The sequence below is a fragment of the Methylobacter sp. genome (genome assembly GCF_030680395.1).
Taxonomy (GTDB): domain Bacteria; phylum Pseudomonadota; class Gammaproteobacteria; order Methylococcales; family Methylomonadaceae; genus Methylobacter_A.
Genome location: NZ_JAUXVR010000005.1, coordinates 111830 through 125717, shown reverse-complemented (window position 1 = coordinate 125717; position 13888 = coordinate 111830). Strand labels below are relative to the sequence as shown.

16 protein-coding genes and 1 riboswitch are annotated in these 13888 nt (G+C 44.8%); of the genes, 10 read left to right on the top strand and 6 right to left on the bottom strand.

The genetic code is table 11. The features are described 5' to 3' along the window. Positions 1-66: 66 nt before the first annotated feature. Together Q8L79_RS01165 and thiO are read right to left on the bottom strand one after the other, a co-directional pair. Complete coding sequence (locus Q8L79_RS01165; protein WP_305267330.1) at positions 67-1080, bottom strand: quinone-dependent dihydroorotate dehydrogenase; 1014 nt, start codon at positions 1078-1080, stop codon at positions 67-69. Between the two features lie 69 nt (positions 1081-1149). Further along, positions 1150-2250, bottom strand: coding sequence for a glycine oxidase ThiO (gene thiO / locus Q8L79_RS01160; protein WP_305267258.1), 1101 nt, complete (start codon positions 2248-2250; stop codon positions 1150-1152). Between the two features lie 523 nt (positions 2251-2773). Between thiO and Q8L79_RS01155 the strand changes: the two genes are divergently transcribed. From Q8L79_RS01155 to rapZ, 10 genes are all read left to right on the top strand, one after another. After that, positions 2774-3661: a hypothetical protein gene (locus Q8L79_RS01155; RefSeq protein WP_305267256.1), complete on the top strand. Its 888-nt coding sequence runs from the start codon at positions 2774-2776 to the stop codon at positions 3659-3661. A 167-nt stretch (positions 3662-3828) separates the two neighbouring features. Continuing rightward, entirely contained in the window at positions 3829-4848 is a 1020-nt protein-coding gene (gene pip, locus Q8L79_RS01150; RefSeq protein ID WP_305267254.1) for a prolyl aminopeptidase, read from the top strand. A 122-nt stretch (positions 4849-4970) separates the two neighbouring features. Continuing rightward, positions 4971-5948, top strand: coding sequence for a KpsF/GutQ family sugar-phosphate isomerase (locus Q8L79_RS01145; protein WP_305267252.1), 978 nt, complete (start codon positions 4971-4973; stop codon positions 5946-5948). Then, the gene (gene kdsC, locus Q8L79_RS01140) at positions 5948-6490 is read left to right on the top strand and encodes a 3-deoxy-manno-octulosonate-8-phosphatase KdsC (protein ID WP_305267250.1); all 543 of its coding nucleotides are present in this window, start codon (positions 5948-5950) and stop codon (positions 6488-6490) included. Before Q8L79_RS01145 ends, kdsC begins: the two co-directional genes overlap by 1 nt. After that, positions 6487-7056: an LPS export ABC transporter periplasmic protein LptC gene (gene lptC / locus Q8L79_RS01135; RefSeq protein ID WP_305267249.1), complete on the top strand. Its 570-nt coding sequence runs from the start codon at positions 6487-6489 to the stop codon at positions 7054-7056. Before kdsC ends, lptC begins: the two co-directional genes overlap by 4 nt. Next, positions 7043-7615: a lipopolysaccharide transport periplasmic protein LptA gene (gene lptA / locus Q8L79_RS01130; RefSeq protein ID WP_305267248.1), complete on the top strand. Its 573-nt coding sequence runs from the start codon at positions 7043-7045 to the stop codon at positions 7613-7615. Before lptC ends, lptA begins: the two co-directional genes overlap by 14 nt. Before the next feature lie 85 nt (positions 7616-7700). Beyond that, complete coding sequence (gene lptB / locus Q8L79_RS01125; RefSeq protein WP_305267247.1) at positions 7701-8426, top strand: LPS export ABC transporter ATP-binding protein; 726 nt, start codon at positions 7701-7703, stop codon at positions 8424-8426. 107 nt (positions 8427-8533) lie between these two features. After that, complete coding sequence (locus Q8L79_RS01120) at positions 8534-9979, top strand: RNA polymerase factor sigma-54 (RefSeq protein WP_305267245.1); 1446 nt, start codon at positions 8534-8536, stop codon at positions 9977-9979. Positions 9980-10032: 53 nt separating this feature from the next. Continuing rightward, positions 10033-10323, top strand: coding sequence for a ribosome hibernation-promoting factor, HPF/YfiA family (hpf, locus tag Q8L79_RS01115; RefSeq protein ID WP_006891871.1), 291 nt, complete (start codon positions 10033-10035; stop codon positions 10321-10323). Between the two features lie 77 nt (positions 10324-10400). Then, positions 10401-11258 (top strand): RNase adapter RapZ, encoded by an 858-nt coding sequence (gene rapZ, locus Q8L79_RS01110; protein ID WP_305267243.1) that lies wholly within the window; start codon positions 10401-10403, stop codon positions 11256-11258. A gap of 101 nt (positions 11259-11359) precedes the next feature. On the opposite strand, the gene Q8L79_RS01105 is transcribed toward rapZ, so the two are convergent. From Q8L79_RS01105 to minC, 4 genes are read right to left on the bottom strand one after another with little or no spacing between them, the layout of a single operon-like run. Continuing rightward, positions 11360-11557, bottom strand: coding sequence for a winged helix-turn-helix domain-containing protein (locus tag Q8L79_RS01105; protein WP_305267241.1), 198 nt, complete (start codon positions 11555-11557; stop codon positions 11360-11362). Positions 11558-11586: 29 nt separating this feature from the next. Then, the gene (minE, locus tag Q8L79_RS01100) at positions 11587-11853 is read right to left on the bottom strand and encodes a cell division topological specificity factor MinE (protein ID WP_006891874.1); all 267 of its coding nucleotides are present in this window, start codon (positions 11851-11853) and stop codon (positions 11587-11589) included. Next, entirely contained in the window at positions 11853-12662 is an 810-nt protein-coding gene (gene minD, locus Q8L79_RS01095; protein WP_305267234.1) for a septum site-determining protein MinD, read from the bottom strand. Before minD ends, minE begins: the two co-directional genes overlap by 1 nt. A gap of 28 nt (positions 12663-12690) precedes the next feature. Next, positions 12691-13428, bottom strand: coding sequence for a septum site-determining protein MinC (gene minC, locus Q8L79_RS01090; protein WP_305267233.1), 738 nt, complete (start codon positions 13426-13428; stop codon positions 12691-12693). Positions 13429-13763: 335 nt separating this feature from the next. Then, positions 13764-13884: riboswitch (TPP riboswitch) on the top strand. The last annotated feature ends 4 nt before the right edge of the window (positions 13885-13888 follow it).

The following is a 13888-nucleotide window of genomic DNA, read 5'->3' as shown; positions in this document are numbered from 1 at the left end:
TTCACCACAAAGACATGAAGTTTTTTCTTGGTTTTCTTCGTGAACTTCGTGGTGATAGGTTTTATATCATAAGCTCTTAACAATATCTTCTATCAGCTGCGGACCCCGATAAATAAGCCCGCTGTAAATCTGCACCAGACTCGCTCCCGCTGCTAATTTTTCCTGCGCATCGTCCGCACTCAAAATCCCGCCTGCCGCAATAATCGGAATCTTGCCATTCAGTTCCGCCGCCAATCCCCGCACGACAAACGTAGACTTGTCCTTAACCGGTGCGCCGCTTAAACCGCCTGCTTCATTGGCAAGGGGGTGGTCGGCAATCATGTCGCGGGCAATGGTGGTGTTAGTTGCAATCACGCCGTCAATTTCAAATTCCAACAATAGCTTGGCAATATGGGTTATTTCATCGGCTGTCAGATCGGGAGCAATTTTCAGGGCTAAAGGTACGTAGTTGCCGTGTTCCTGTTGCAGTTTCAGTTGCTCTTCTTTTAAAGCGAAAATCAGGCTTTTGATTTCATCGCCCTGTTGTAACTGGCGTAGGTTCTTGGTGTTCGGCGAAGATATGTTAATGGTGATATAGCTGGCAGCGGTATAGGCCTTGCGTAAACCGATCAAATAATCGTCAGCTGCATTTTCGATCGGCGTGTCGAAATTCTTGCCGATATTAATGCCCAAAATGCCGGAATAACGGCTTTGTTTTGCTTGGGTGAGCAGGTGGTCTATGCCCAAGTTGTTAAAACCCATACGGTTGATGATCGCCTGATGCTCAGGCAGCCTAAACAAGCGCGGTTTCGGGTTGCCCAGTTGCGGCCGCGGTGTGACCGTGCCTATTTCCACAAAGCCGAAGCCCAATGCGGCCAGCGCATTAATATAATCACCGTTTTTATCCAGTCCGGCGGCAAGGCCGACCGGGTTTTTAAAGTCCAGTCCCATGACCTTGACGGATTTGTTATCAATTTCCGGATAGATGAGTTTTGATAGGCCCGAAATATAGGCCGCATTTAACAGTTTAAGCGTCACTTCGTGAGCAGTTTCCGGGTCCAGGGAAAATAACAAAGGGCGTAGCAATGGATAAAGATTCATCTGTGTGACCGTGTTGTTAGGCAAGGTGGCATGGAAAGAACGGCCGACCGACTGGCCGTCCATTAAAAATCAGTGTTCGCTGGTTAGCTTATAAGGCTCCGGAGCTATCGCAGTAGGCCGATCCAAAACAAGATCGACCATCAGCTGCGCCGATGCAGGTCCCATCGCCAAACCGTTTCTAAAATGACCGGCATTAATGTATAAATTTCTGATCTCGCGATGTTTGTCGATATACGGGATACCGTGCTCAGTGCCCGGCCTTAATCCGGCCCAGTGCTTAATCAGTGGGGCATTTTTAAGCGATGGCAACAAATTTAATGCAAATGCATTCAACTGGTCTCGGGCTTGTGTCGTAGTTGTTTTATTAAAATCATCCTGTTCTACCGTACTGCCTGCCAGAATCTTGCCGTCGCGTCGCGGAATAAGATATTGATCGTTATCCAATACCATATAACTCAGCGTTTCCGGCTGGGCATCAAATAACAGCATTTGTCCTTTAACGGGAGCTATTTTCGGGGCATCGTCGATGGCGGCGGGAAAGAACTGCCGGAATAATTGACCTGTCCAGGCGCCCGCAGTAACAATCAATTGATTGACAGCGAACTGACCGGATGAGGTATAGAGAGAGGTAATGCGATTTTTAGTGAGGTTAATGGACATTAACTCACAATGTTCTACTAGCGTAACACCCTTGTTAAGCAGGTCTTGTTTTAACGATTTAACCAGTCTTGGATTGCGCGCCTGGGCAATCTCGGGTAGCCAAAGCGGCTGGTCGGGGACTGTATTAAGCATGTTAAAAAAATCCGCACCCGCGGGTCGGTATGAAATGTCGTTAGCATCGCACCAGTTAACAGCCGCAGTAACATCAGGATTTTTAACAATCAGTAAACCGCAGGGATTCCATTCCGGGTCTATCAGGGTTTCGTCAGTCAGTTGCGAGGCCAAGGCCGGATACAGTTTTAGGCTTTGTAACACCAGACGGGTGATCGCATCCGATTGTCGCCACGGATAAAGCGGCAGCAAAATGCCGCCACCTGCCCAAGATGACTCCTGACCCAGTTCATTTTTTTCAATAATCGTGACGGTAGCGCCAGTCTTAATAAATTCGCGGGCAGTTAGCAAGCCGATAATGCCGCCGCCAATGATGGTAATATCCGGGATTTTGGTCATGTGTATTGGTAAAAATTAATGCAAAAATAAATATTCTTGTTGGTGGGTAGATCTAAAATGTTAATTATAACTAATCGCGGCTATGGCCAACTTTCTATTAGCAAGCTATTTGCCCGGATTCAAATAAATTATTGAAGCCAATATATATGGTTTTGACTTAGTGCGTGAGCTGCGATTAAAAATTGATTGAATCAATAGCTAAGTCGTAATTATTTTGATGTGACCGAATTTTGTCATATTGCTCGGCAATAAATTCATTTTATTTAGCGCAAAGAAGTGCGAAGAATCTTTAACTGTGGTTTGGAGGCATAAGTTGAATAATTTGTTGTTTTTTGCATACAGAAAAATATTTAAGGTTAAAATATCCTTTATACTCATTGAAAAATAAGGATTAATTAATATTAAAAAAATGTCGTTAAAACTTGTAGGGATTTGGTTTAGCTGCTACTATTATCTCCGGAAGATGAGATTTGTTGTATTAAAGCAAATTTATTATAAAATAATAACCTCATGAGGGGGATAAATGATCAATAAAACTAAATTAGCGCTGGGCATTGCGGCGGCAACATTAACAATGACCGGTGCATTGGTTTCTCCGCAAGCTGTTGCGGGCTCAAAGGCGCAGCATCACGCTGACGTAGCGGGTATGAACAATAAAGTTGACGCATTGGAAGCACAACTGCAAGCCATGCAAGCCGAAATAAGCCGCTTAAGAGCGGAAACAAGCCGTCCTCGTTCTAGTGCAGAAGCCGGTAAAGTTCAAGAGCTGGATCAGTGGATGACGTCCGTTAAATCTGCGCCTGCACCGGTAGCAGCAAAAGACCATACGTTCTCTGTTCGTGGCGGCTGGATGCATTTTAATGATAACCGCGGCTCGACTACTGGTGTCGCTGGCTCAGGGCTAGGTACTGATCTTTTAACCAGTGAAACTGATAAGGATGCGTTTTATTACGGTGGTGCTATCGATTTCAATATGAACAATAACTTGTTTGGCTTGATGGATCATACCTCTTTCGGTATCGAACTGGGTCTTGAATATGCGGAAATAACAGACAATAAAGTGAATGGTTTGGGAACAGCCCTTACAGCTCTTCATGGAACCCCATCATTGCAACGCGTGACTGTTAACCAATTAAGAATCAGTGCATCACCAAAAATCAAATTCATGCACGGCAGCAAATTCAGACCTTGGTTGATCCCAGTTGGTTTGGATATGAATATCATCAGTCCTCCATCTGATGCGATCACTGTACTGAACACCGGCATGCAGTTCGGTACTGGTGCAGAATATGAATTATTTAAAGGTATTGTCATTGGTGCGGATGGTCGTTACCATCATTCTTTTGATGATGTTGACGGCGTTGATACCGATGGCTTTACATTGGGCGGTTCTGTAGGTTTCAAATTCTAAGCTTAAATACTTAGCGAAACCCGAAAAGGGCATAAAGGGAGGGTTTCAAACCCCTCCCTTTTTTTATGCTTGGTGAATTAAAAAGAGGTGCAAGGTAAAGGCTCAAGGTAAAATAGCATCATTTCCGGTTCTTGCCGGAAAATCAATCAAATTTGACGCTACAAGACATGAAAATCCTTTATCCTGAGATTGCACCTTATCAAACGTTTTTCCTTGAAACCGGCAGTAAACATGCTGTGTATGTAGAGCAAAGCGGTAATCCTGACGGCATTCCTGTTATTTTTCTGCACGGTGGGCCGTGTTCCGGGACCAAGCCCGATCACCGGCGTTTTTTTAATCCCAAACTTTATCGCATTATTCTGTTCGATCAGCGCGGCTGCGGTTTGTCGTTGCCTTTTGGCGAGCTGGAAAACAATACTACCCAGGATTTAATCGATGATATGGAGCGTATTCGTAATCAGCTGGTTATTGATCAATGGCTGGTGTTTGGCGGTTCGTGGGGCGGAGCGCTGGCTTTACTGTATGCCCAGCAACATAAAACTAAAGTAATGGGTTTAATTATCCGTGCGGTATTTCTGGCGCGGCAGCAGGATTTGGACTGGTTTGCCAAAGATGGCGCAGGTAAAATTTATCCCGAGCAATGGCAGCGGTTGATTGAAAGTATCCCGGAACAAAGTCGGGGCAGTAATCTGGTGCAAGGGCTATGCGATGTATTATGGGGAGAAGACGAGCTGGCGCAAAGGCGAGCTGCCAAGGAATGGATGGCTTGGGGCGCGCAGGTATCATTAGGTAATGATTATCAGCCGGGTCCGAGAGGCGAACATGCAACGGAGGAAATGGTTAAGCAGGTACGAATGGAATTACATTATGCCAATCATCATTATTTTATTGGTGACTGCATGGATACAGGAAGTAGGGCAATGCATGGAGCAGTTGCCGAAGAAAACCGGATTCTGGAAAATTGCGCCTGCTTGGATAAAATTCCAACGGTTATCATTCATGGACGCCATGATTTTGTTTGTCCGGTTGAAGCCGGCTACAGCCTGCATAAAGTATTGCCGAATGCCGAATATGTGGTATTGCCCAATGCCGGGCATATTGCCCAAGGTAAGGAAATGATCAATGCATTAGTTGCTGCAACCGACAGGTTTGCAGGGCACGATGACGATAGTCAGAATTCGCTTTAATTTACATTCAACTGTCCCATAAAGCAGTAAATGCTTTATCATTATGCAGTTATAAGCCTTCTAGGGTAAGCTCGTTTGAAACGCTGAACTTGAGCGGATTAAACATACTTTTATACAGATAAATGAAATTACATGATGAAAAGCTCCGTAAATTGGGCTTAGCTGTTATTCAAGTGGAAACACAGGCGATTGCCGCATTAGCCGATCAAATTAATGATGATTTTGTGGTTGCCTGCAAGTTGATGTTCAATTGCAAGGGTCGTGTTGTGGTTACTGGTATGGGTAAATCAGGACATATTGCCGGTAAAATTGCCGCGACCTTAGCTAGTACTGGAACGCCTGCTTTTTTTGTGCATTCGGGCGAAGCCAGTCACGGTGATTTGGGCATGATTACCCGGCAGGATGTCGTGTTGGCGTTATCAAATTCCGGGGAGACCGAGGAAGTTTTAACGATATTGCCGATTATTAAACGGCTGGGCGTACCGTTAATAGCGATGACCGGAAACCCGACCTCAACGCTGGCCAAATTTGCCTCCACTCATATCAACGTGGCTGTTGAGCAAGAAGCTTGTCCGCTGGGACTCGCGCCTACCTCCAGCACCACCGCGGCATTGGTGATGGGCGATGCATTGGCGGTTTCTTTGCTCGAAGCGCGGGGCTTTACCCGCGATGATTTTGCCTTGTCTCATCCCGGCGGCAGTTTAGGGAAACGACTGTTGTTGATGGTAGGCGATATTATGCATGCCGATGAAAAAGTGCCTATCATTCCGGAGTCTGCGCTTATCAGTCATGCATTGCTGGAAATGACCGAAAAAAAACTGGGCATGACGGCGATTGTCGATGCGGATAATCGCGTTACCGGCATTTTTACCGATGGCGATTTGCGGCGCATGCTGGGCAGAAATCTTGATGTGCATAAGACAGCTATCACCGAGGTTATGACTCCGAATTGTGCGGTTATTTCGGCGGATATTCTGGCGGCTGAAGCCATGCAAATTATGGAGCGGAAAAAGATTAATGCATTAATTGTTGTTGATGGGCAGCAAAGAGCAATAGGCGCTTTGAATATGCATGACCTGATTCGCGCAGGAATCGTGTGATGACCGACATAGGCCACGGCTTGGTCGTTTTGGAAAAAGCCAGGAAACTCAAATTGCTGATTCTCGATGTGGATGGGGTATTGACTGATGGCAGGTTGTTTTTCGATAGTGAGGGCAACGAATACAAGTCGTTTCACGCGAGGGATGGTCACGGTATCAAGTTGTTGCGGCAGACCGGCGTTGAGGTTGCGGTTATTTCCGGGAGAAAATCAAGCTCGGTTGCGCTACGAATGAAAAATCTGGGTATTGAACATGTATATCAGGGCCATGAAAATAAAATCGCTGCGTTTAATGAGATTATTGAGCTTATGGGCATAACGCACGAACAGGCGGCACATGTCGGCGATGATTTGTTGGATTTGCCGATAATGACTAGAGTGGGGCTGTCGATTGCGGTTAATGATGCCAACTTTGCCGTTAAGCAACGCGCCGATTGGTGTACGACATTGCCTGGAGGGCAGGGTGCAGTGAGGGAAGTCTGTGATTTTATTATGCAGGCGCAAGGGAGTTTTGATGAAGTCTTGAACGCATACCTGATATGACTAGACTAAATGGAAACTATAGTTATTTATACCTGATCATTATCGCGGTAATGAGCTGGTGGCTGATTAAATTGACCGGTTCGGATGAGCTTGGTCGTATAGCGGTTCCAGTCCATAGTCCTGATTATTTCAGTAAGGGCTATACGAAATGGGAAATGAGTGAGCTTGGCAGGCCGAAAAGTAAACTGATTGCTGATGAAATGATTCATTACAGCGATGACGGCACTACGCATATGGTAAACCCATTAATGTCTTTTTATAACGAAGAAACACCGCCGTGGATAATTAAGTCAGAAACCGGAGTTTTGTCTGCTGATGGCAAGGATTTGTTGTTAAACGGTAAGGTCTATGTTGACCGGCCTGCTGCTGAGGGTGTCAGGGCGCTTAAAATCCATACTTTTAACTTAAAAGTAAAGCCGGAAATCAGTTATGCGGAAACGGATGCGTGGGCAGAATTGATCAGCTTGCCAAATTGGACTACAGGCGTCGGTATGAAGCTGACTTTTGCGAAACCGATTCATCTGGAATTGCTCTCTAATGTAAAGGGTAACTATGAAACAAAATAAAAACCTTCGCTGCCGCATGTTACGTGGGAGCGGCTACTGTTTACTGTTATTGGCGCTTTATAGTGCGGGTGCTTACGCTTTGGAAAGCGACGGCGATCAGCCGATAATCATCGATTCAAATACGGCGACTTATGATGATGTAAAAGCCACCAGTACTTATACGGGTAATGTGATATCAATTCAGGGCAGTATTCGGGTGAACTCAGATAAGCTGGTGGTTTATTTTGTAGACGGCGAAGCTGATAAAATGGTGTTTACAGGTAATCTTGCAAAATTTAAACAAACGCCTAACGAGGGCGATCAGGATATAACCGGTGAGGCGTTAACAGGCGAATATTACCCTAAAAAGAATTTGTTGATTTTGATCGGCAAAGCTACCGTGTGGCAAGGCAGCGGAGCTTATTCCAGCGACTTTATTGAATACGATTTGAAAACTTCACTGGTTAAAGCAGGAGAAAAAGAATCAGCCAGCAAACGCGTCCATGTTGTATTGCAGCCGAAATCTAAGGAACAATCGCCAGCAGAGGAAAAACCGGCCGCGAAGGACAATGGCAAATGATGGTGCGCAGGGTTGATGGTATGAAGTGCGGGGCGCAACATGCTAAACGATGTTCTTTTTATTTTTCACCTTTTACTCTTTAAACATGACCAGACTAGCCGCAAAACAGCTGATTAAGAGCTACAATAAACGCAATGTGGTTAACGGTGTTTCATTGCATGTTGATACCGGTGAAGTTGTTGGTCTACTGGGACCTAACGGTGCAGGAAAAACCACCAGTTTTTATATGATGGTAGGCCTGATTAAGGCGGATGAGGGTGAAATTACACTGGATTCACAAGTCATTACCCATCATCCGATGCATTTGAGGGCGCAATTAGGGATAGGTTATTTGCCTCAGGAGCCCTCGGTTTTTCGAAAGTTGAGTGTGGCTGATAACTTGCGCGCAGTTTTACAAATCCGTTCTGATTTAACTCAAGGGCAGGCTGAATTGGTGATTGAGGAATTGTTGCAGGAATTTCATATTCTTCATCTACGCGACCAAATTGCCTTGGGCTTGTCGGGCGGTGAACGGCGGCGTGTCGAAATTGCCAGGGCATTGGCGACTAATCCTCAGTTTATATTACTGGATGAGCCTTTTGCAGGTGTTGATCCAATATCGGTAGATGATATAAAAAAAATCATTGAGCATTTGAAATATCGGGGCATTGGCGTATTAATTACCGAACATAATGTCAGGGAAACGCTAGGCATTTGTGATCGGGCGTATATACTTAACGATGGCAGGGTGATTGCCGAAGGCGGCGCGGAGGCTATCGTTGCCAATGAGGAAGTGCGTAAAGTTTATTTAGGCAATAACTTTAGTCTTTAATGTAATTAAGGCGCAAGGTAAAAGGTGCAAGGTAAAAGGTTGAGAAAAAGCTTTTTTAACCTTACGCCTTTAGCCTTGTGCCTTTAACCTTTAACCTTTAATCTTAAATGAAACAATCCTTACATCTTCGACTGGGTCAACAACTGGCTATGACGCCGCAATTGCAGCAGGCGATCAAGTTGTTGCAGATGTCGACATTAGAGTTGCAGCAGGAAATTCAACAGGCTCTTGAGTCTAATATGATGCTGGAAGTTAATGAGGAAGAAAGTACCGTTCAGGAAGCCGAAATAACGCCAGAGAAAAAAGTTGATAATGCGGACTTATTGACCAGTCAAGGTTCACAAACAGATATGCCGGATGAGTTGCCCATTGATTCTTCCTGGGATGATGTTTATGAATACGCGATGGAGTCGGGTGGCAATTCTGCTGAAACGATTGAATTTGAAACGCAGCGTAGTAAATCCTCAACCTTGCTGGATCATTTGTTATGGCAAGTGGAATTGACTTCGTTTTCAGAGCGGGATCATGCCATTGCCATGGCTATTATTGACTCTATCAATGAGGACGGCTATCTCATGAGTAGCCCCGAAGAAATTTTTCAGGGCTTGCAGAGCCAGTTAGACGATCTGGATTTTGATGAGGTGAACGCGGTACTGCACCGGGTGCAAAATTTTGACCCGGCCGGCGTCGCAGCCATTGATTTAAAAGATTGTTTGAGATTGCAGATACAGCAGTTGCCGGAGGGTACGCCTTATAAAGAGGAGGCGCTGACTCTTGTTACCCGATATTTGGATTTGTTAGCTACGCATGAGCAGTCAAAACTGATGCGTAAACTGGGCGTGACGGAGCGGCAACTGGATGAGGTGGTGGCGTTAATCAGAACTCTGGATCCGAAGCCGGGCGCGCAGATACAGGATTCGGATTCCGAATATGTTATTCCCGATGTCTACGTGGTTAAACGAAACGATAAATGGCAAGTTAACCTGAATCCGGATATAGCGCCTAGATTGCGTATCAATCCTTTTTATTCAAGCATGATAAAAAGAGCGGATAACAGCAAGGACAATACCTGTATGAAAGATCACTTGCAGGAAGCAAGATGGTTTATTAAAAGTCTCCAGAGTCGTAACGATACCTTATTGCGTGTTGCCCGGTGTATCGTGGAAAAGCAAACCGGGTTTCTTGAACACGGTTCTATTGCCATGAAGTCCATGGTGTTGAGGGATATTGCTGAAGAGCTGGAATTGCATGAGTCAACCATATCCAGAGTGACCACGCAAAAATTTATGCATACCCCCAACGGAATCGTCGAGTTTAAATATTTTTTTTCCAGTCACGTTTCAACAGAAGGGGGGGGGGAGTGTTCATCTACGGCCATAAGGGCGTTTATTAAAGAGCTAATTAGCAATGAAAATCTGGCAAAACCGTTAAGTGATAGTAAAATAGCCGAGCTATTAAAAGAAAAGGGCATTAATGTTGCTAGAAGGACAATTGCCAAGTATCGTGAAGCGATGCTCATTTCATCATCAAGTCAGCGTAAACGCATTTTATAATGCTTCTGGCGCCCATAAAAAACCAATCATTCACCATTAAAGGAGTTTATCTCATGCAAGTCATCGTAACAGGCCATCATCTTGAAGTAACCGACGCATTAAAAGCGCACATCGATTCAAAATTTGAAAAATTAGCACGTCATTTTGATAATGTTACCGATGTACACGTCATTTTAAGTGTGGAAAAGTTAATTCAAAAGGCTGAAGCAACGCTGCAATTGAGTGGCGCTAAATTGTTTGCCGAAGATCATCAGGAAGATATGTATGCAGCTATTGATGCTATGGTGGATAAGTTAGATCGTCAAATTATCAAGCATAAAGAAAAAACCGGACAGCATAGATAAGATAGGCAAAAGACGAAAGGCGAAGGGCTGAAAAAGCTTTCTTCGCCTTTCGCCCTTGGCCCTTCGCCTGATTTCTTATGAAACTATTAATCGTCAGCGGTCTTTCCGGTTCGGGTAAAAGTATCGCCCTGGATACGTTGGAAGATTGCGGCTATTACTGTATCGATAATCTCCCCGTGACCTTGCTGGAAGATTTTATTAACCATGTCATGTTGGTGGATAAGCTTACCTATGCAAAAACGGCCATAGGAATAGATGCCAGAAACCAGAGCGAAAGCTTGGCCAATTTTTCCGAAAGCCTGGAGCTAATACGCAATAAACAGATTGATTGCGAAATTATCTTCATGCAGGCTGAAGAGTCTACCTTGTTGAAGCGTTATAGTGAAACCCGACGACGACATCCATTGACGGATTCCAACGTGCCGTTAAGAGAAGCGTTAAAAATTGAAAAGGAAATGTTGACACAGGTTGCCAGGCACGCCAGCGTAGTCATTGATACCAGTCGAACGCATTATCATGAGTTGCGTGAACTTATCCGGGGTCAGGTCGGCGAAAGGGATGTCAGGCATATTTCCTTGCAATTTCAATCATTTGGTTTTAAGCATGGCGTTCCGTTGGATGCCGATTTCGTATTTGATGCCCGCAGTCTGCCAAATCCTTATTGGATTCCGGAATTGCGCGGATTAACAGGAAAAGACAAGCCGGTAATCGAATTTCTTGCAGAACAAGAGCTGGTTGTCGAGTTTTTTAAAGATATTACGAGTTTTCTTGAGCGCTGGATTCCCCGATTTGAGGCTGAAGGACGCAGCTATTTGACTGTGGCTATAGGATGTACAGGTGGACAGCATCGTTCGGTCTATCTGGTGGATGCGTTTGCCAAGCAGTTCAAAGGCCCTTTCTTGAATGTAATTGTCCGTCACCGGGAATTACAATAAATTTCTTTTTGGACGTTGTTTGTCAGTTCAAAATTAAGTTTGCAAGCCTATCACATCATAGTAGTGTAAAGACGTTGCACTGCAACGTCTTTACCGCTGATTTATTTCAACGATAGCGTTTCAGCCCGGCCTATCATCTCAATGGACAGCTTGTCTTCCTTGCACAGCCAGCCTATGGCGCGCTGAACATCATTCCTGTTGATACCTGTTTCAGTGGTAACTTTATTGACACTGGACGGTCCGTTTTTATCCAGATAGTTCCAGATTACTCCCGCTGTATCGCCGATTGTATTAGACATGGTGGTCACCTTTAGCTTGGATTGTTGTGTTAAGAAATCTTGGTTTGATGCTCAGGCAGAACGATATTTAATTCCAGCGTCTCCTGAGTATCGTTTTGTTCAAAATTAACGGATATAGCATCTTGCTCTACGTTAACGTATTTTCGAATAACTTCCAGCAATTCTTTTTGTAATTGAGGAAGGTAAGAAGGCTGGTTTCTGGAGCTGCGCTCGTGAGCTACCAGAATTTGCAGTCTTTCCTTGGCCAGTGACGCCGAGCTGGCTTTAGATTTCTTAAAATAATCCAGTAAACTCATTATTTGCCTCCGAAAAGCTTCCCAAATAGGCCTTTCTTCTCATCAATGAATCGATGTGGTCTATCTTCGCCCAAATAGCGGGCAACAATATCCGCATAAGCTTGGCCCGCGTCACTTTTTTCGTCAAGAATAACAGGCGTGCCGGAATTCGACGCATTCAGTACTGATTTTGATTCCGGGATAACGCCCAGCAAATGCAGCGATAAAATTTCCTGTACATCGTCCACGCTTAACATTTCGCCTAATTTCACTCTGTCCGGCGAGTAGCGTGACAGCAGCAGGTATTCCCTGATAGGTTCTTCGTTTTGTTCGGCCCGACGTGATTTGCTTGATAAAATACCTAGCATACGATCAGAGTCCCTCACTGAAGAAACTTCCGGGTTGGTTACAATAAACGCATCATCAGCAAAATACATGGCTAGATGAGCGCCTTTTTCGATACCGGCAGGGGAATCGCAGACGATGTATTTAAAATCTTTTTTAAGCTCATCTAAAATTTTTCCTACACCTTCCTGACTTAGGGCATCTTTATCCCGGGTTTGCGAGGCAGGCAGAATATAAAGCAGATTGCAATTTTTATCGCGTATCAATGCCTGATTAAGAGTCGCCTCGCCGTTGATGACGTTGACAAAATCATAAACAACGCGGCGTTCGCAACCCATGATTAAATCCAGGTTACGCAACCCCACATCAAAATCAATGACTGCTGTTTTGTGACCTTTTTTTGCAAGCCCCATGGCTATAGCGGCGCTTGTGGTTGTTTTACCAACGCCGCCTTTACCCGATGTTACGACTATGATTCGTGCCACAAATTTTTCCTCCAAAGAGCAATATAAATTAAATATCTTTAATAACTAAAGTATGGTTTTGTAAATAGATCTGAACGGGCTGGTTGAGAACAGCGCCATTCAAATCTTCACTGATCTTGTAATTTCCGGCAATCGAAATAAGCTCGGCCTGTAAATCGGAACAGAAAATACGCGCTTCCGTGTTGCCTTGTACGCCTGCCAGAGCCCGGCCTCTCAGCGAGCCGTAGACATGAATATTGCCTTCGGCCAGGATTTCAGCCCCGGCACTGACCTGAGCTAAAATGATCAAATCGCCTGCAGCATAAATGCGTTGACCGGAACGGACAGGGTGGGTGATCAGTGTGTTGGTGGCTGCTATGACTTGTAGCTCGGTTGTTGCTTCAGGTTCAGGAGTTTGTTGTTTTTGTGTTCCGGAAGATACCGCAGTGCTATAACCGGAATGTATGGGGATTCCAAGTTCCAACGCCTGTTGATTCTGTTGGGCAGCGCCGCCGCGTATTCCTATCGGTAACAAGCCCAGCTTGCGGATGATGTTGATGAGTTCAGTAACATCAATGTCGAGATCGAGACTATTCAGTTCCTGTAAGTCAAACACCAGCGGCGAGTTTTTGAAAAACTCAGGTGCCAGATGGATTTTTTCTTGTAATTGTTGTTCGATAGTAATGACATCATTACTGGCTAAAACTAAAACAGGCACAGAAAAAGTGCTGCTTTTGAATTCCAGTGTCGGTGAGTGATGAGCGTTCTGTTGAGAGTCTGTTGACATCCGTTAAATCTGGTTAGTCAGGGATTGTATTGATTCTAACATTGCTGGTAAAAAAAATCATTTTTACAGTGTTGATAGACAATTTCTTCTATAGGTCGGAGCGCTTCTGAGATAAGCGTTCGACTAAAAATCTTCCGAGTAATTCTATCCCCAGGACATTTCAAGAAACCGAGATTTTATCTTAACGGCAGTAGATGGACTGATGGTGATTGTAAAGAATGCCTTGTAAATAGCCTTGGTTATCAAAACCATTTGTTTTATATGGTGTTTGTTGTTCCAGCGAAGCGGTCTTAGCTTGCAATCTTGGGCATTATCCTTTAACGTAGGAATACATCCGTAAAGGCTAGGGGTGCTTTCTTGTTTCCGTGTGTTATACACGGGGATGGGTAGGCTGAGAAAAACCCTTTGAACCTGACCCCGGTTAATACCGGCGTAGGAAAGCCATGACTTCCCTGCGCCT

Excerpts from the sequence above, each read along its gene's own strand:
- Q8L79_RS01165 (WP_305267330.1), bottom strand. The coding sequence starts at position 1,080 with ATGAATCTTTATCCATTGCTACGCCCTTTGTTATTTTCCCTGGACCCG.
- thiO (WP_305267258.1), bottom strand. The coding sequence starts at position 2,250 with ATGACCAAAATCCCGGATATTACCATCATTGGCGGCGGCATTATCGGC.
- Q8L79_RS01155 (WP_305267256.1), top strand. The coding sequence starts at position 2,774 with ATGATCAATAAAACTAAATTAGCGCTGGGCATTGCGGCGGCAACATTA.
- pip (WP_305267254.1), top strand. The coding sequence starts at position 3,829 with ATGAAAATCCTTTATCCTGAGATTGCACCTTATCAAACGTTTTTCCTT.
- Q8L79_RS01145 (WP_305267252.1), top strand. The coding sequence starts at position 4,971 with ATGAAATTACATGATGAAAAGCTCCGTAAATTGGGCTTAGCTGTTATT.
- kdsC (WP_305267250.1), top strand. The coding sequence starts at position 5,948 with ATGACCGACATAGGCCACGGCTTGGTCGTTTTGGAAAAAGCCAGGAAA.
- lptC (WP_305267249.1), top strand. The coding sequence starts at position 6,487 with ATGACTAGACTAAATGGAAACTATAGTTATTTATACCTGATCATTATC.
- lptA (WP_305267248.1), top strand. The coding sequence starts at position 7,043 with ATGAAACAAAATAAAAACCTTCGCTGCCGCATGTTACGTGGGAGCGGC.
- lptB (WP_305267247.1), top strand. The coding sequence starts at position 7,701 with ATGACCAGACTAGCCGCAAAACAGCTGATTAAGAGCTACAATAAACGC.
- Q8L79_RS01120 (WP_305267245.1), top strand. The coding sequence starts at position 8,534 with ATGAAACAATCCTTACATCTTCGACTGGGTCAACAACTGGCTATGACG.
- hpf (WP_006891871.1), top strand. The coding sequence starts at position 10,033 with ATGCAAGTCATCGTAACAGGCCATCATCTTGAAGTAACCGACGCATTA.
- rapZ (WP_305267243.1), top strand. The coding sequence starts at position 10,401 with ATGAAACTATTAATCGTCAGCGGTCTTTCCGGTTCGGGTAAAAGTATC.
- Q8L79_RS01105 (WP_305267241.1), bottom strand. The coding sequence starts at position 11,557 with ATGTCTAATACAATCGGCGATACAGCGGGAGTAATCTGGAACTATCTG.
- minE (WP_006891874.1), bottom strand. The coding sequence starts at position 11,853 with ATGAGTTTACTGGATTATTTTAAGAAATCTAAAGCCAGCTCGGCGTCA.
- minC (WP_305267233.1), bottom strand. The coding sequence starts at position 13,428 with ATGTCAACAGACTCTCAACAGAACGCTCATCACTCACCGACACTGGAA.